Below are 16,884 nucleotides of genomic sequence, written 5' to 3' on the forward strand. Positions count from 1 at the left end.
CCCATGCAGCAACCAAAACGACGCCATTTCCTGCGCACCCTCGGCCGAGGCGCCGCCCTGGCCTCGGCCGGGACCCTCGGCCTGAACTGGACCCAGGCCTTCGCCACGCTCAAGCCCCTGGGCAAGCCGCAGCCCTTCGATTTCGCCGCCCTCAAGGGCCAGGCCCGCGCCCTCGCAGCCAAGGCTTACGAGCCGTACCAGGGCACCCTGCCCCCCTCGGTCACGTCGCTCGACTGGGACCAGTACCAGTCCATGCAGTTCCGGCCCGACCACTCCCTTTGGGCCGACGAGAAGCTGCGCTTCCAGGCCAAATTCTTCCACCTGGGCCTGTTCTTCAAGAAGCCCGTGCACATGTACGAACTGGCCAACGGCCAGGCGCAGGAGCTGGCCTATGACCCGGCCATGTTCGACTATGGCAAGAGCGGCCTCAAGGCCGGCGACCTGCCCGCCGACCTGGGCTTTGCGGGCTTTCGCCTGAACTTCCACACCGACCCCGTGCGCGACGTGGCGGCCTTCCTGGGCGCCAGCTACTTCCGCGCCGTGGGCGGCGAGTGGCAGTACGGCCTGTCGGCGCGGGGCCTGGCCATCGACACCGGCATGCAGCGGCCGGAAGAGTTTCCGGACTTCACCGCGTTCTACCTGGAACGGCCGGCCCCGGGCTCCAACACCGTGGTGGTGCTCGCCCTGCTCGACTCCCCCAGCGTGGCCGGTGCCTACCGCTTCGCAATCACCCCGGGCGACACGCAGGTGATGGAGATCGACGCCGCGCTGTACCCGCGCAAGGAAATCGAACGCATCGGCATCGCCCCCTGCACCAGCATGTTCCAGCACGGCGAGAACGACCACCGCATGGCCAACGACTGGCGCCCGGAAATCCACGACTCCGACGGCCTGTCCATGTGGCGCGGCAACGGCGAATGGGTGTGGCGCCCGCTCACCAATCCGCCGAACCTGCAGTTCAACGCCTTTGCCGACCAGAACCCGCGCGGGTTCGGCCTGCTGCAGCGCGACCGCAACTTCGACCACTACCAGGACGATGGCGTGTTCTACGAGCGCCGGCCCTCGCTGTGGGTGGAGCCCAAGGCCGACTGGGGCGCGGGCTCGATCCAGCTGGTGGAGATTCCCACCATCGACGAGACCTTCGACAACATCGTGGCGTTCTGGAACCCCGAGCGCAAGCCGAAGGCGGGCGAAGAGCTGCTGGTGGGCTACCGCCTGTACTGGGGCGCGCACCCACCGGCCCGGCCCGCGCTGGCCAGCTGCGTGGCCACACGCACGGGCCTGGGCGGCGTGGTGGGCCAGCCGCGCAAGTATTTTTCGTGGCGCTTCGCGGTCGACTTCGCGGGCGAGAACCTCGTGGCGCTCGGCCGCGATGCCAAGGTGGAACCCGTGATCACGGTGAGCCGCGGCAAGGTCGAGATCACGTCGGCCCGCCCCCTGGACGCCGTGAACGGCTGGCGCGCGATGTTCGACATCCGGCCCGAGGACGACAGCACCGAACCCATCACCATCCGCCTGTTCCTGCGCGTGGGCAAGGAGCCCATCACCGAAACGTGGCTCTACCAGTGGGTGCCGCCGGCCCCTGCGGACCGCAAGCTGGTGTGACACCCGTCGAAACCCTGTGGCGGCCGCCCGGCGGCTGCCGCTAGAATTTCATCACTTTTTGAGGCAGCCACCAGGAGAACCCATGGCCCACGACACGACCACCACCCCGCACGTTGGCGAACACCACCATGCCCCCGATGGCGTCGAAGCCGTGGTTCCGCTGATGCCCATCGTGCTGCCCGTGGTGGGCGGCGTGCTGATGTTCCTGCTGGCCTTCATCGCCATCTACATGGCCTGAGCGCCGGCCCCTCCCCCTTCGCAGAGCCCCGCGCCGCGGGGCTTTTTTACGCCCACGTCCTTCAAAGGAACACACCATGAGAGCCGGCCACGCCCTGGTCCTTTTTTCCGGTGGACAAGACTCCACCACCTGCCTGGCCTGGGCTCTGACCCACTTCGAGCGGGTGGAAACCATCGGCTTCGACTACGGCCAGCGGCACCACGTGGAGCTTCAGGCACGGCAGGACGTGCTGGCCGCGCTGCGCGCCGAGTTCCCGCGATGGGCCGGCCGCATGGGAGAGGACCACATGGTCGATCTCGCGGTGCTGGGCCAGATCAGCGACACCGCGCTCACGCGCGACACCGCCATCCAGATGACCGAGGCCGGGCTGCCCAACACCTTCGTGCCCGGCCGCAACCTGCTTTTCTTCCAGCTCGCCGCCGCGGTGGGCTACCGGCGCGGGCTGCACACGCTGGTGGGCGGCATGTGCGAGACCGATTTCTCGGGTTACCCCGACTGCCGCGACGACACGCTCAAGGCCTTGCAGGTGGCGGTGTCCCTCGGCATGGGGCAGCGCTTCACCTTCGAGACGCCGCTCATGTGGATCGACAAGGCCGCCACCTGGGAGATGGCGCGCCAGTTGGGCGGCGATGCGCTGGTGGACCTGATCGTCCAGCGCTCCCACACCTGCTACCACGGGGTGCGCGACACGCTGCACGCCTGGGGTTACGGCTGCGGCACCTGCCCGGCATGCGAACTGCGCCGCGCAGGCTACTTTCAGTGGACGGGGCTGCCGCCAGGCCCTTGACGACTGCGGAGATGCGCCACCTTCCGGCCGTCTCCGCACATTCCCTGTGTCCCCACCCGGCGTCGAATGCCTCGCGACGCAAGGGTTTTCACCCAGCGCGCGGGCGTTGTTGGTCCGGAGTCGTTCTGCTAGCATCAATTCACTTACCGGCCGGCATGTAAAAAATAGATCGCTCATGGAATCAGGGCGACGCCGCAGAGAAAGAGGAAGACAAATGCAGGGTTTGATGCAATCCGGAGCACTGCTCATCTCCACGTTGCTGGAGCACGCGGCTCGCCACCACGGCGACGTGGAGATCGTCTCCCACGTCGACGCGCACACCAGCCTGCGCACCAGCTGGGGCGAGGTCGGCCGCCGCGCGTGGCGCCTGGCCAGCGCCCTGCACGCCCGCGGTCTGCCGCAGGGCGCGCGGGTCGGCACGCTGGCCTGGAACACGCACCGGCACCTGGAGCTGTACTACGCGGTCTCGGGCATGGGCGCCATCCTGCACACCGTGAACCCGCGCCTGTTCCCCGAGCAGATCAGCTACATCGTCAACCACGCGGCCGACGAGTACCTGTGCTTCGACCCGGACTTCGCGCCGCTCGTGGCCCAGATCGCGCCGCACCTGCCCTCCGTCAGGGCCTACGTGGCCCTGTGCCGGCGCGACCAGTTGCCGGCGGTGGACCTGCCCGCACCGCTGCTGTGCTACGAAGACCTGGTGGACGCGGGCGACGCCGCTTTCGCCTGGCCCGCGCTGGACGAGAACACCGCCTCGTCGCTGTGCTACACCTCGGGCACCACCGGCCATCCCAAGGGCGTGCTGTACAGCCACCGCTCGACGGTGCTGCATTCGTGGACCGCCTGCGCCACGGACGGCCTGGGGCTGGGCGCGCGCGACAGCGTGCTGCTGGCCGTGCCCATGTTCCACGTGAACGCCTGGGGCATTCCGTATGCGAGCGCCATGAGCGGCGCCAAGCTCGTGCTGCCCGGCCCCAACCTCTCGGGCGAGCGCCTCTTCGCGCTGCTGCGCGACGAACAGTGCACGCTTTCGTTGGGCGTGCCCACGGTGTGGCTGGGCTTCTTCCAGCATGCCGAGGCGTTGCCCGCCGCCGAGCGCGCGGCGCTGCGGCTGCAACGCGTGGTGGTGGGCGGATCGGCCGCGCCGCGCGCCATCATCGAGAAGTTCGACCGGCTCTTCGGTGCGTTCGTGATCCAGGCCTGGGGCATGACGGAGACCAGCCCGCTGGCCACCATCGGCAACCTGCTGCCCCGGCATGCCGACCTGCCCGCCGAAGGGCGCCACGCCGTGCAGGCCCGCCAGGGCCGCGCCATCTTCGGCGTGGAGATCGCGGTGTTCGATGCCGAGGGGCGCCAGCGCGCGCAGGAAGACCGCACCCCCGGCGACCTCAAGGTGCGCGGGCCCTGGGTGGTGTCGGCCTACTACGGCCAGGAGCAGGGCGCGGCCCTGGATGCGGACGGCTGGTTCGCCACGGGCGACGTGGCGCTGATCGACGCCGAGGGCTACGTGCAGATCACCGACCGCTCCAAGGACGTGATCAAGTCCGGCGGCGAATGGATCTCCTCCATCGACCTGGAGAACCTGGCCGTGGGCCACCCCAAGGTCCAGGAGGCCGCGGTGATTGGCGCATACCACAGCAAGTGGCAGGAGCGCCCCCTGCTCATCGTGGTGCCCAAGGCGGGCGAGTCGGTGAGCGGCGCGGAGATCCTCGACTTCATGAAGGACCGCATCGCTCGCTGGTGGATGCCTGACGACGTGGTGTTCATCGACGCGCTGCCCCACACCGCCACCGGCAAGCTGCAAAAGACGCGGCTGCGCGAGCTGTTCCGCGACCACCGCCTGCCCACCGACGCGGCCTGACTCCACGCCCCGCGGCCCCTGCCGGCCGCTGGCATCGCACACCCCGCGGACGGCGGGGCCCTGGATGCATCCGTCCCGACCGAAGACACGCACACACCAAGGAGACACACCCATGCCATTGCCCAGCTCCCGCCTTGCCCTTGCCGCCCTGGCCCTCGCCTGCGGCGTAGCGGCCCATGCCCAGATCAGCGACGATGTGGTGCGCATCGGTGTCATGGCCGACCAGACCGGCCCCTACTCGGGCAACGGCGGCCCCGGCTCCACGCTGGCCGTGCGCATGGCCGCGGAGGACTTCGGCGGCGCCGTGCTCGGCAAGCCCGTCGAGGTGGTCGTGGCCGACGACCAGAACAAGCCCGACGTGGGCTTGAACATCGCCCGCAAGTGGCTCGACACCGAGAAGGTGGACACCATTGTCGGCGGCTCGGCCTCGTCGATCGCGCTGGGCATCTCCAGCCTGCTCAAGGAACGCAAGAAGCCCTACCTGATCGCGGGCACGGTGAGCGCGGAGCTGACCAACAAGTCCTGCTCGCCGATGAACTTCCAGTTCCTCACCGACACCTATGCGCTGCCCAAGGCCGGCGTGCAGAGCCTGATGAAGCAGGGCATCAAGAGCTTCTATTTCATCACCGTGGATTACGCCTTCGGCCAGGCCTATCAGGACGATGCGACGCGCTTCATCCAGGCCGCCGGCGGCAAGGTGGTGGGCTCGGTCAAGCACCCGCTGGGCGCCACCGATTTCTCGTCGTACCTGCTGCAGGCGCAATCCAGCGGCGCGCAGGCCATCGTGATCCTGAACGCAGGGCTCGATCTGTCGAACGCGCTCAAGCAGGCCGCGGAATACAAGATCACGCGCGGCGGCCAGGTGGTGACGGTGTTCGGCATGACGATCAACAGCGTCTCGGCCATGGGACTGGACGTGGCCCAGGGCCTGCAGCTGACGCTGCCGTTCTACTGGGACCGCGACGAGGCCTCGCGCGCCTGGGCCAAGCGCTTCATGGCGCGCAACAAGGGCGTGGTGCCCACCTACATCCACGCGGGCGCCTACAGCGCCGCCTGGCACTACCTGCAGGCCGTGAAGGCCGCGGGCACCGACGACGGCGCCAAGGTCGCGGCCAAGATGCGCGAGCTGCCCATCAACGACTTCTTCTCCAAGGACGTGAAGATCCGCGAGGACGGCCAGGCGCTGCGCACGGTGTACGCCATACAGGTCAAGAAGCCCTCCGAGTCCAAGGGCCCCAACGACTTCTACACGGTGCGCGGCGAGATCCCGCCCGAGCAGACCTGGCGCCCGCTGTCCGAGAGCAGCTGCGACTACATCAAGGCCGCCGCCAAGTAGGCCCGCGCCCGGCCGATACGCAGCCCGAGTCCTTCCATGGCCCTTCGCATCGACATCCTGGCCCCGCAGCGGGACCTGCTGGGCGAATGCCCACTGTGGGACCCACGCACCCAGTCGCTCTACTGGATCGACGGGCGCGCCGGCATCGTGCGGCGCCACACGCCGGCCACCGGGGCCGGCGTGCAGTGGCAACTGCCCCAGCACATCGGCGCCATCGCGCTGTGCGACAGCGGCCGGCTGCTGCTGGCGCTGGAGGACGACTTCCAGTACCTGGACCCGGACACGGGCACCCTCTCGCCCCTGGGCGTGCGGGTGGCGCACGGCGCCGACCGGATGCGCCTGAACGACGGCCGCACCGACCGCAACGGGCGCTTCGTGGTCGGATCGATGACGCTGGGCCGCATGGCGCCCGAGGGCGCGCTCTACCAGCTCGGCACGCACGCCGTGCGCACGCTGGACACGGGCATCCACGTGGCCAACGGCACCTGCTTCAGCCCCGACGGGCGCTGGCTGTACTTTGCCGACAGCCCCACCCACCAGGTGCGCCGCTACGCCTACGACCCCGCCACGGGCGACATCGGCCCGGCCGAAGTGCTGGTGGACACGCGCGCGCTGGGCTCCGTGCCCGACGGCGCCACCGTGGACGCCGAGGGCTGCCTGTGGGTGGCGCTAGTGCAGAACGGCCAGCTCGCACGCTTCACGCCCGACGGGCGGCTGGAGCGCCGCATCCAGCTGCCCGTGACCTTCGTGACCTGCCCCTGCTTCGGTGGCCCCGGGCTGGACGTGATCTACCTCACCTCCATCCGCGACAGCGGCAACCTGCTGCGCAGCGATCACCCGGACGCGGGCGCCGTGTTCGCCATCCAAGGCACGGGCGTGCGCGGGCTGGAGGAAGCCCGCTTCGCCGACCTCCCCTTTCACCATTCGACAAGGATCCCCCAATGACCACCCGACGTTTCGAAGGCAAGGTTGCCCTCATCACCGGCGGTGCGCGCGGCATCGGCCGTGCCATCGCCGATGCCATGGCGGCCGAAGGCGCCGCCGTCGGCATCCTGGACCGCGCCGAGGACATGGCGCACGAAGCCGCCGAGCAGTTGCAGGCGCAGGGGCTTCAGGCCATGGCCTTCGGCGGCGACGTGGCGCGCCGCGCGAGCTTCAGCGACGCCGTGGGTGCGCTCAAGGAGCGCTTCGGCCGCCTGGACGTGCTCGTGAACAACGCCATCTGGGTGCGCTACGGCCCCATCGACGCCATCACGCCCGAGATGCTCGATCGCATGGTGGGCACGGGCTTCAACTCGGTGGTCTGGGGCATCCAGGTGGGTGCCGAGGCCATGGAGGCCGGCGGCAGCATCGTCAACATCGCCTCGTCGGCCGCCTTTCTGGGCCTGCCCGAGGGCATGCTGTACTGCGGCGTGAAGGCCGGCGTGCTGGGGCTGACCCGCTCGGCCGCCGTGGACCTGGGACCGCGCGGCATCCGCGTCAACGCCATCTGCCCGGGCTCGGTGCTCACCGAGGGCGTGAAGATCAACGTCGATGCCGAAAAGGCCAAGCTGCGCATCGCCAAGACGCCGATGAAGCGCCTGGGCGAGGTGGAAGACATCGCCAAGGCCGCATGCTTCCTGGCCTCGGACGACGCCAGCTTCGTGACCGGCGAGTCGCTGCTCGTGGACGGCGGCGTCACCCATGCCTTCCTCTGAGCCGCCCAACGGCCGCCCCGCCATGGACGCCCCCTTCATCCTCGAAGCCCGCCAGCTCAGCCGGCAGTTCCGTGGCTTCTACGCCGTCAAGGACGTGGACCTGCGGGTGCGCCGGCACTCGGTCCACGCCCTCATCGGGCCCAACGGCGCAGGCAAGACGACCTGCTTCAACCTGCTCACCACCTTCCTGCGGCCCTCCTCGGGCACGGTGGTCTTCAACGGCCGCGACATCTCGCGCAGCGACCCCGCCTCCGTGGCCATGGCGGGCCTGGTGCGATCGTTCCAGATCTCGGCCGTCTTTGGACAGATGACGGTGCTGGAGAACGTGCGCGTGGCGCTGCAGAAGCGCCACGGCGGCACCTTCGCCTTCTGGCGCAATGTGAAGGTCCTGCGCACGCTGGACGCGCGGGCGCTGGAGCTGCTGGAACGCGTGGGCCTCACGCGCTGGCGCGACACGCCCGCCGGCGAACTGCCCTACGGGCGCAAGCGCGCGCTGGAGCTGGCCACCACCATCGCCATGGAGCCCGAGATGATCCTGCTGGACGAGCCCATGGCGGGCCTGGGCCACGAGGACATCGGCCCGGTGGTGGCGCTGATCCGCGAAGCCGCGCGCGGGCGCACGGTGCTCATGGTCGAGCACAACATGAAGGTCATCGCCGAGCTGTGCGACCGCGTGACCGTGCTGCAGGCCGGCCAGGTGCTGGCCGAGGGCAGCTATGACGAGGTCTCGCGCGACCCGCGCGTCATCGAAGCCTACGTAGGAGGTGCCCATGCCTGAGACCCCCGACACGCAGCCCCTGCTGCAGGTGCGCGGCCTGCGCGGCTGGTACGGCGAAACCCTGGCGCTGCAAGGCATCGACCTGGACGTGAACGAAGGCGAGGTGGTGTGCCTGCTGGGGCGCAACGGCGCCGGCAAGACCACCACGCTGCGCGCCATCATGGGACTGCTGGGCCGGCGCGAGGGCGGAATCACGCTGCGCGGCCAACCCACCGAGGGCCTGCCGCCCGAGGCCATCGCGCGCCTGGGCGCGGCCTACTGCCCCGAGGAGCGCGGCATCTTCGCCAGCCTCTCGACCGAAGAGAACCTGCTGCTGCCGCCGGTGCTGCTGCCCGGCGGCCTGAGCGTGGCCGAGATCTACACGCTGTTCCCCAACCTGCAGCAGCGCAGGCACAGCCCGGGCACGCGGCTGTCGGGCGGAGAGCAGCAGATGCTGGCCATCGCACGCATCCTGCGAACGGGCGCCAAGCTGCTGCTGCTGGACGAACCCACCGAGGGCCTGGCGCCGGTGATCGTCGAGCGCATCGGCGCCACCATCCGCATGCTGCGCGAGCGCGGCTTCACCGTGCTGCTGGTGGAGCAGAACTTCCGCTTCGCCTGCGCGCTGGCCGACCGCTTCTACGTGATCGAGGAAGGCGAGGTGGCAGGCCACTTCCGCCGCGACGAGCTCGACACGCAGCGCGAACACATCGAGTCGCTTCTGGGCCTGTGAGCCCTTCTTCACCCAACGCAGGACGGACAACACGATGGACGGGCTATTCGGAATCCCCTGGGCTGCACTGATCGGCCAGCTTCTGGTCGGGCTCATCAACGGCGCCTTCTATGCCCTGATGAGCCTGGGGCTGTCGATCATCTTCGGGCTGCTGCACGTGGTCAATTTCGCCCACGGCGCGCAGTACATGCTGGGCGCTTTCGTGGCGTGGGGGCTGCTCGAATACCTGGGCATCGGCTACTGGCCGGCGCTCGTCATCGCGCCGCTGGTGGTGGCGGGCTTCGGGGTCGTGTTCGAGCGCCTGATGCTGCGCCGGCTGTATGCGCTGGACCATGTGTACGCGCTGCTGCTGACCTTCGGCGTGGCGCTGCTCATGGAGGGTGCCTTCCGCCTGCAGTTCGGCGTGAGCGGCCAACCCTACCCCAACCCGCTGACGGGCGGCATCGACGTGGGCGTGACCTTCCTGCCGCTGTACCGCGTGTGGGTGATCGCCGCGGCGCTGGCGGTCTGCCTGGGCACCTGGTTCTTCATCGAGAAGACCAAGCTGGGCGCGTACCTGCGCGCGGCCAACGAGAACGCCCCGCTGGTGCGCACCTTTGGCATCAACGTGCCGCGCATGCTCATGCTCACCTACGGGCTGGGCGTGGGCCTGGCGGGCCTGAGCGGCGTGATGGCCGCGCCGATCTACCAGGTGAGCCCGCTGATGGGCTCGAACCTGATCATCGTCGTGTTCGCGGTGGTGGTGATCGGCGGCATGGGCTCCATCCTGGGCTCCATCGTCACCGGCTTCGCGCTGGGCGCCATCGAGGGCCTGACCAAGGTCTTCTATCCCGATGGCGCGGGGGTGGTCATCTTCGTGGTGATGATCCTCGTGCTCGCCGTCCGTCCCCATGGCCTCTTCGGCCGTGCCCATTAGGAGTCGCCATGGACCTGCTGAGTCGACGCACCCACACCGCGCTGCTGCTGGCCGCCCTGGCCTGCCTGGCCGCCGCGCCGTTCGTGGTGTACCCCATGTTCCTCATGAAGCTGATGTGCTTCGCGCTGCTGGCGGCATCGGTCAACCTGCTGGTCGGCTACGTCGGCCTGCTGTCGTTCGGCCACGCCATGTTCTACGGCACGGCCGGCTACATCACCGCGCACGCGGTCAAGGTCTGGGGTTGGGAGGGCCTGAGCGGCATCGCCCTGGGCGCGGCCGCGGCCGCGGTGCTGGGCCTGCTGACGGGGTTGCTGGCCATCCGCCGCCAGGGCATCTACTTCTCGATGATCACGCTGGCCTTCGCGCAGCTGGTGTACTTCATGGCGCTGCGCCTGCCGTTCACGGGTGGCGAGGACGGCATCCAGAACATCCCGCGCCCGACCGTGCTGGGTCTGTTCTCGCTGGAGAACACGCTGGTGCTGTACTACTTCGTCACGGTGCTCATCGGCGGCGCGTTCTGGCTGATCCACCGGCTGGTGCACTCGCCCTTCGGGCAGGTGCTGCGCGCCATCCGCGACAACGAGCCGCGCGCCCAGAGCCTGGGCTACCGCGTCAACCGCTACAAGCTGCTGGCCTTCGTGCTGTCGGCCGCCATCGCGGGCTTCGCGGGCTCGCTCAAGGCCCTGGTGTTCCAGCTCGCCTCGCTGACCGACGTGCACTGGGCCACCTCGGGCGAGGCCCTGCTCATCTGCATCGTGGGCGGCATGCAGACGCTGCTGGGCCCGGTGGTGGGCGCCATGGTCATCGTGACCATGGAGAACTACCTGGCCTCGTTCGCCGAGTGGGTGCTGATCCTGCAGGGCGTGGTGTTCGTCATCGTGGTCATGGTGTTCCGCAAGGGCATCGTCGGCCAGTTCCAGGCCTATCTCGCCAGCCGCCGCCAGCGCGGCGCGGCACCGCTGTAGGAAGACCCCATGCCAGCCCATGCACTTCCCCCCAACTGGCCCGCCACGCCCGGGCTGCTGGCCGGCCGCCTGGCCCTTGTCACGGGTGCGGCCAGCGGCATCGGCCGCGCGGTGGCCGTGGCCTTCGCCCAGGCCGGCGCGCGCGTCATCGTGACCGACCTGCAGGCCGAGCGCTGCGCGGACACGCTGCGCGACGTGCGCGCCGCCGGCACCGAGGGCTGGGCCTGGGCGCTCGACGTGTCCAGCGCCCAGGCCTGCCATGACCTCGCCGTGCAGGTGACGCAGTCGATCGGCGACGTGGACACGCTGGTCAACAACGCGGGGGTGATCATCCGCGAGGGCATCGACAGCCCGCGCGCCGCCGAGAACCTGCGCCGCACGATGGACGTGAACCTCTTCGGCGTGTTCCACACGGTGCACGCCTGGTTGCCCGCGCTGCGGCGCACGCGCGGCTGCATCATCAACGTGGCCTCGGGCGCGGCCTTCATCGCGCAGGGCGGTGCGCTGGGCTACTCGCCCTCGAAGGCGGCGGTGAAGATGTTCACGCAGACCCTGGCGCTCGATCTCGCGCCCGATGGCATCCGCGTCAACGCGCTGGCGCCGGGCGTGATCGACACACCGATGACCGAGGCCACGCGCGCCAACCCCGAGCGGCTCGCGCGCTTCATGCAGCGCATCCCCGCCGGCCGCCTGGGCCAGCCGCACGAGCTGGCGGGGCCGGCGGTGTTCCTGGCCTCGGACATGGCGAGCTTCGTCAACGGCGTGACGCTGCCGGTGGACGGCGGCACGCTGGCCGTCTGAGGCAGGCGTGCACGGGCCGCGCGGGCACCCGGAAATCATGGATGTGATGTTGCAGGCCCCACCCGCGCATTTGCTTGATGCGCGCACGGCGCGAACGCATCATTTCCCGCAGGACAGGCCGCACGCGCCAGCGCAGCGCCGGTGGCGACCTGACCCCATCTGAAACCATCCGCGGCACGGACCATGCCGCGCCCCAGAGGAGACAACATGACAACGCAAACCCTGCACGGGAACGCCAACGCTCCCACCCCGCCCCAGCGCATCGAGGTGGCCATCGTCGGCGCGGGCTTCGGCGGCATGTACGCCGTGTACAAGTTCCGGGAAATGGGCCTGAAGATCCAGGGCTTCGAGGCTGGCAGCGACGTGGGCGGCGTGTGGTACTGGAACCGCTACCCCGGCGCTCGCGTGGACCTGCCCAGCATCGACTACAGCTTCTCCTTCTCGCCCGAGATCGAGCAGGAGTGGACCTGGTCGGAGCAGTTCGCTGCCCAGCCCGAGTTGCTGCGCTACATCAACTTCGTGGCCGACCGGCTCGACCTGCGCCGGCACATCCAGTTCAACACGCGCGTGACCAGCGCCGTGTGGAACGAAGAACGCCAGCTGTGGACGGTGAAGACCGACCGCGGGGCCGTCTACGAAGCCACCTACTGCATCATGGCCACCGGCCCGCTGTCCATCCCCAAGGACCCCGAGATCCCCGGCCTGGAGCGCTTCAAGGGCCGCCTGCTGCGCGCGGCCAGGTGGCCGCACGAACCCGTGCGCTTCGAAGGCCTGCGCGTGGGCGTGATCGGCACCGGATCCACCGGCATCCAGATCGTGCAGGAGGTCGGCAAGGAGGCGGGCGAGCTGTTCGTCTTCCAGCGCACGCCCAGCTTCACCATGCCCATGCGCAACGAAGACCTCACGCCCGAGTACATGGCCGAGGTCAGGCGCCACTACGCCGGCATCCGCGAGTCCGCGCGCAACAGCGCCGTGGGCGGCGTGCGCCCGCAATCCACCCGCGCGTTTTTCAGCGTGACGCCCCGCCAGCGCCAGCAACTGCTGGAAGATGCCTGGAAGAGCGGTGGCCTGGCCATGCTCGGCACCTTCTGCGACCTGATGACCAACGCCGAAGCCAACGAGCATGTGGCGCAATTCGTGCGCGGCAAGATCGGCGAGGTCGTGAAGGACCCGGTGACGGCCGAGCGGCTCAAGCCGCGCGGCTACCCCATCTTCGCCCGCCGTCCCTGCCTCGACTCCAGCTACTACGAGACCTACAACCGCCCCAACGTGCACCTGGTGGACCTGCTGAACGATCCGATCGTGGAGATCACCGAGAAGGGCGTTCGCACGCAGTCCGGAGAGGTCGAGCTGGACATGCTCATCCTGGCCACCGGCTACGACGGCCTGACGGGCGCGCTGCTGGCCTTCGACGTGGTCGGGCGCGACGGCCGCACCGTCAACGGCAAGTGGCAGGACGGCGCGCGCTCCTACCTGGGCCTGATGATGGAGGGCTTCCCCAACCTCTTCATGACCACCGGCCCCAACGGCCCCGCCGCGCTGGCCAACATCATCCGCATCAGCGAGAACGACGTGGACTGGATCGCCGCCGCCATGCAGCACATGCAGCGCCAGGGCCTGGCCACCATCGAGCCCACAGCCCAGGCCGAGCAGGGCTGGATGGACCTGGTCTACACGCTGTCGCAGCGCTCGCTGCTGCTCAAGGCCAAGACCTGGTACGTGGGCGCCAACGTGAAGGACAAGCCGCAGGGCCTCACGCTGTTCACCGGAGGCTTCGCCAAGTACCGCGAGCACTGCGCGGCCGCCGCGCAGGACGGCTACCGCAACTTCACCTTCCAGCGCCCAACCCTTGCGCGGCCGGCGCCGTACACGGGCCAGGAAGCCCCGGCCGAAGCAGCGGTGGCGGGCTGACCGCCCGCGCCGCCCTGCCCGATGCGTGCGCTACGCGTGGCCCGGCCCGGGCTGCGGCTGCTCCAGCTGCAGGGCCAGCCGCCGCATGAGCGCGGTGTAGCGCGCCCGGTGGGGCCGCATGCGCTCGATGGTGCCACCCATGCCCAGCACCACGAGGCGGCCCTGCACACGCCAGGGCATCACCACGCCGATGGTGGCGCCACCCAGCAGCGGCAGGTTCTCCAGGTAGAGCGCCTTGCGCAGACGGGCGCCGGCCACCTCGGGGGCGATGGTCTCCAGCGGCACCCGGTCTTCGCGCCCTTGCACGGCAATGTTGGCGCGGTGCACGAGCTTTTCCACCTCTGCATCGGTGCGGTCGGTGAGCAGCAGCCAGCCCACGGCCGAACGGGTCAGCGGGCGCAGGCTGCCCTCGTCAGTGTGAAAGCGGATGGCATGCGTGGACTGGATGACGCGGATGTACTGCACGTAGATGTCGTTGAGCATGGCGATGGACACCGTCTCGCCCGTGGCGCCGTGCAGGTCGTGCATCAGTTCGAAGATGCGGCCCTGCCCGAACAGCGCCTGCGAGATCCAGTCGCCCAGCGAAGTGACCCGCGGCGTGGGGAAGTACAGGCGCTCGGTGCGGTCATAGCGCAGGTAGCCCATGGCGATGAGGTTCTTGAGCAGCACCGTGGTGCTCGACTGGGGGTAGCCCAGCGCCTCGCTGATGCGCTTGAGCGGCAGGGGCGTGCGCACCTGCGCGAAGTATTCCAGCACCTGCAGCACCCGGGTGGCGGACTTCACCGTACTGGCGGGCATGGGAAAGCTCCGGAGACGACGCGGCGGGTGCATGGCATGGCCGGCCCATTGTGCGGCCCCGCGCCACCGCCGGCAGCCCTGCGCGCGACACGGGCCCAGGCCCGCGCGGCATACCGCTTTCCTTCCGGCAAGCCTTCATTCCAACCCTTGAACGCCATGGCACACCTTCCTTTCCCTTCCATCGGCCAGCCCGGCGTCACCACGCCAGCGGAGGCCGCATGAACCGATGCATCATCACCGGCGCCGCGCGGGGCATCGGCCGCGCCATCGCACTGCGTCTGGCGCGGGACGCGGCGCCCCACGGCGGCGCCCGCATCGCGCTGGCGGACCAACATCTGGCCGAGCTGGAACCCCTGGCGGCCGAGATCCGGCAACTGGGCGGCACCGCGCTCGTTCTGGGCGGCGACCTGGCCGACGCGGCCTTTCCGGCCCGCCTGTGCGCGCAGGCCGTGAGCGCCTTCGGGGGCCTGGACGCCGTGGTCAGCAACGCGGGTTTCGCGGCACCGGGCCCCCTGGCCACGTACGACCCCGCCACCTGGGACCGCGCCTTCGCCGTCAACACGCGCGCGCCGCTGCTGCTGGCCCAGGCCGCCTACCCGGCGCTGAAAGCCGCGCGTGGCACCGTGCTGTTCATCACATCGATCTCGGGCAGCCATGCCACGCCGCCGCTGGGCGCCTACAGCGCCAGCAAGGCCGCCGCGCTCATGCTGATGCGCCAGATGGCCGCCGAGTGGGGCCCTGAGGGCATCCGCGTGAACGCGCTCTCGCCCGGGCTGACGCTCACGCCGGGCACGGCTGCGGCCTATGCCGATCCCGAGGCCCGCAAGCTGCGCGAGGCGCGCGTGCCCCTGCGGCGACTGGCCAAAGCCGATGACATGGCAAGCGTGGCCGCCTTCCTGCTGGGCCCCGACGCGGCCTACGTGCATGGCGCCGAATTGCTGGTGGACGGCGGCCTGGCGCACACGCTCATGGGCTCGCTGCCCATGGGCGGCTGGGGCCGGCCCGCCGCCGGCTGAAACGCCTGCGGGCCCGGTGCGCAGGCCCGTCGAGCCTGCGCACCGCGCCTTCCAGAGCTTGGTACCCGGCAGCCGACCCGCGCTGCAACGCGGCCGGTGCCCTTGGACTGCTGCTGCTCCGCGCGCCATCACGTCAGGCCCCGTCCCCACCAGGGTAGGCCTGCCCGCGACCGCGGGTTTCAGAAGGCGTGGCGCACGCCCACGTGCACGGCATCGCTGTTGCCGCCGTCGCCGAGACCGGCCTGCGACGTCGCGCCCGTCAGCGCGTAGCCTGCACCGTTGCGGTTCTTCACCTTGCCGTAATCCGCATACAGCGTGGTGCGCTTGGACAGGGCATACAGATAGGCCACGCCGAACTGCGTGGCATCGCGGTTCAGCGGGCCGCGGTCATCCACCTTGACGACCTGCGCGAGCACCGTGCTGGCCCCGAACGGTACCGCCACGCCCAGGGAGGCGCTGCGGTCGTCCTGCCCGGCGTAGTAGCCCACGGTCGGAATGCCCGCCAACTGCACATTGCCATCGAGTGCGGCATGCACGGCCGGGCTGAGGTCGGCGCCGGGGTTCTTGAACGTCGCGAACGAGCCGAACAGCTTGAAGCCGCCGAAGTTGTAGGCCAGGCTGGAGTTGAGCCAGCGCACCGTGCTCAGGTCCGTGGGATGGCGCAAGGTGGTGTACGCCACCGCGCCGCTGAGCGCCTGGCCAGAATAGAACAACGCGACGGCGGCCTGGTTGGCGGCCTGGGTGCCGCCCGTGGCACTGGTGCGCTCGCCGAAGGAATACGAGAGCTTGCCGATGAATCCGGACAGCGAGGGCGACTGGTACCAGACCGTGTTGTTCGCGCGGCCCGTGGCCGGCTGGATGCCCTGCAGGTTGCCGGCGCCGCCCAACCCGAAGGCATCGCCCACGGCCTGCGCCTCGGAGCTGATCGTGGTCACCGTACGGCCCAGCCGCACCTCGCCGAAGTCGCCCGTGAGGCTGACCAGGGAACCTCGGCCGAAGAACTTGGCGCCTGCGCCCTGGTTCTGCCCCGAGCCACCCGTGTCGGAGTTGATGCCCGCTTCCAGCCAGAAATTGGCACGCAGCCCGCCGCCCAGGTCTTCGGAGCCCCGGAAACCGAACCGTGATCCATTCATGTGCCCGCTGTCCAGCTTGGTGATGCGCCCGCCCGCGCCGGAGGCATAGGCGATGCTGGTGTCGATCAGTCCATAAAGGGTCACGCTGGATGCGGCGGCGGCTATGCCGCCCGCGGGCGTGGTGATCTGGCGCAGCTCTTCTTTCTGCGCCTGTTGCGCCCACGCCGGCGCTTGGCCACAGGCCCAGGCGGCCATGGCGCCCACTAGAGCGTGTTATGAACTTTGCTCCGTGAGAGCGAAGCCAAGGGTAGAGTTTGCAGATGCCCCGCAAGCCCTACCCAACAGACGTCAGCGATGAAGAATGGAGCTTCGCTGCGCCTTACCTGACCC

The 16,884-nt window shown here is 69.5% G+C and carries 16 protein-coding genes; 14 read left to right on the forward strand and 2 right to left on the reverse strand.

The window, feature by feature from the left end; translation table 11 throughout:
• Window positions 1–3: 3 nt before the first annotated feature.
• The 13 genes from AVAK2825_RS04725 (at window position 4) to AVAK2825_RS04785 (ending at window position 13,607) form a co-directional block, all read left to right on the forward strand.
• Window positions 4–1,605, forward strand: coding sequence for an OpgD/OpgG family glucan biosynthesis protein (locus tag AVAK2825_RS04725; RefSeq protein ID WP_272566101.1), 1,602 nt, complete (start codon window positions 4–6; stop codon window positions 1,603–1,605).
• 82 nt (window positions 1,606–1,687) lie between these two features.
• Window positions 1,688–1,843: a hypothetical protein gene (locus AVAK2825_RS04730; protein ID WP_272549895.1), complete on the forward strand. Its 156-nt coding sequence runs from the start codon at window positions 1,688–1,690 to the stop codon at window positions 1,841–1,843.
• Between the two features lie 76 nt (window positions 1,844–1,919).
• Complete coding sequence (queC, locus tag AVAK2825_RS04735; protein ID WP_284394737.1) at window positions 1,920–2,630, forward strand: 7-cyano-7-deazaguanine synthase QueC; 711 nt, start codon at window positions 1,920–1,922, stop codon at window positions 2,628–2,630.
• A 214-nt stretch (window positions 2,631–2,844) separates the two neighbouring features.
• On the forward strand, window positions 2,845–4,491 hold the full coding sequence (locus AVAK2825_RS04740) for a long-chain-fatty-acid--CoA ligase (RefSeq protein ID WP_284394738.1): 1,647 nt from the start codon (window positions 2,845–2,847) through the stop codon (window positions 4,489–4,491).
• A gap of 112 nt (window positions 4,492–4,603) precedes the next feature.
• The gene (locus tag AVAK2825_RS04745; protein ID WP_284394739.1) at window positions 4,604–5,827 is read left to right on the forward strand and encodes an ABC transporter substrate-binding protein; all 1,224 of its coding nucleotides are present in this window, start codon (window positions 4,604–4,606) and stop codon (window positions 5,825–5,827) included.
• A gap of 36 nt (window positions 5,828–5,863) precedes the next feature.
• A complete protein-coding gene (locus tag AVAK2825_RS04750; RefSeq protein WP_284394740.1) occupies window positions 5,864–6,772 on the forward strand; it encodes an SMP-30/gluconolactonase/LRE family protein in 909 nt (302 codons plus the stop codon).
• Complete coding sequence (locus AVAK2825_RS04755) at window positions 6,769–7,524, forward strand: SDR family NAD(P)-dependent oxidoreductase (protein ID WP_272566107.1); 756 nt, start codon at window positions 6,769–6,771, stop codon at window positions 7,522–7,524. The genes AVAK2825_RS04750 and AVAK2825_RS04755 overlap by 4 nt, the downstream gene beginning before the upstream one ends.
• 22 nt (window positions 7,525–7,546) lie before the next feature.
• Complete coding sequence (locus AVAK2825_RS04760) at window positions 7,547–8,302, forward strand: ABC transporter ATP-binding protein (RefSeq protein ID WP_284394741.1); 756 nt, start codon at window positions 7,547–7,549, stop codon at window positions 8,300–8,302.
• Window positions 8,295–9,014, forward strand: coding sequence for an ABC transporter ATP-binding protein (locus tag AVAK2825_RS04765; protein WP_284394742.1), 720 nt, complete (start codon window positions 8,295–8,297; stop codon window positions 9,012–9,014). Before AVAK2825_RS04760 ends, AVAK2825_RS04765 begins: the two co-directional genes overlap by 8 nt.
• A 34-nt stretch (window positions 9,015–9,048) precedes the next feature.
• Window positions 9,049–9,930 (forward strand): branched-chain amino acid ABC transporter permease, encoded by an 882-nt coding sequence (locus tag AVAK2825_RS04770; protein ID WP_272566111.1) that lies wholly within the window; start codon window positions 9,049–9,051, stop codon window positions 9,928–9,930.
• Between the two features lie 8 nt (window positions 9,931–9,938).
• A complete protein-coding gene (locus tag AVAK2825_RS04775; protein ID WP_284394743.1) occupies window positions 9,939–10,895 on the forward strand; it encodes a branched-chain amino acid ABC transporter permease in 957 nt (318 codons plus the stop codon).
• Between the two features lie 9 nt (window positions 10,896–10,904).
• A complete protein-coding gene (locus AVAK2825_RS04780) occupies window positions 10,905–11,696 on the forward strand; it encodes an SDR family NAD(P)-dependent oxidoreductase (RefSeq protein ID WP_284394744.1) in 792 nt (263 codons plus the stop codon).
• Window positions 11,697–11,903: 207 nt separating this feature from the next.
• The gene (locus AVAK2825_RS04785) at window positions 11,904–13,607 is read left to right on the forward strand and encodes a flavin-containing monooxygenase (RefSeq protein ID WP_284394745.1); all 1,704 of its coding nucleotides are present in this window, start codon (window positions 11,904–11,906) and stop codon (window positions 13,605–13,607) included.
• Between the two features lie 30 nt (window positions 13,608–13,637).
• Here the strand turns inward: AVAK2825_RS04785 and AVAK2825_RS04790 are convergent, their stop codons facing one another.
• On the reverse strand, window positions 13,638–14,405 hold the full coding sequence (locus AVAK2825_RS04790; protein ID WP_284394746.1) for an IclR family transcriptional regulator: 768 nt from the start codon (window positions 14,403–14,405) through the stop codon (window positions 13,638–13,640).
• A 218-nt stretch (window positions 14,406–14,623) separates the two neighbouring features.
• Here AVAK2825_RS04790 and AVAK2825_RS04795 point away from each other — a divergent pair, with 218 nt between their 5' ends.
• A complete protein-coding gene (locus AVAK2825_RS04795) occupies window positions 14,624–15,421 on the forward strand; it encodes an SDR family NAD(P)-dependent oxidoreductase (RefSeq protein ID WP_284394747.1) in 798 nt (265 codons plus the stop codon).
• Between the two features lie 179 nt (window positions 15,422–15,600).
• Here the strand turns inward: AVAK2825_RS04795 and AVAK2825_RS04800 are convergent, their stop codons facing one another.
• Complete coding sequence (locus AVAK2825_RS04800) at window positions 15,601–16,749, reverse strand: porin (RefSeq protein ID WP_284394748.1); 1,149 nt, start codon at window positions 16,747–16,749, stop codon at window positions 15,601–15,603.
• Window positions 16,750–16,884: the final 135 nt, after the last annotated feature.

It is taken from the genome of Acidovorax sp. SUPP2825 (genome assembly GCF_030158995.1).
Taxonomy (GTDB): Bacteria; Pseudomonadota; Gammaproteobacteria; order Burkholderiales; family Burkholderiaceae_C; genus Paracidovorax.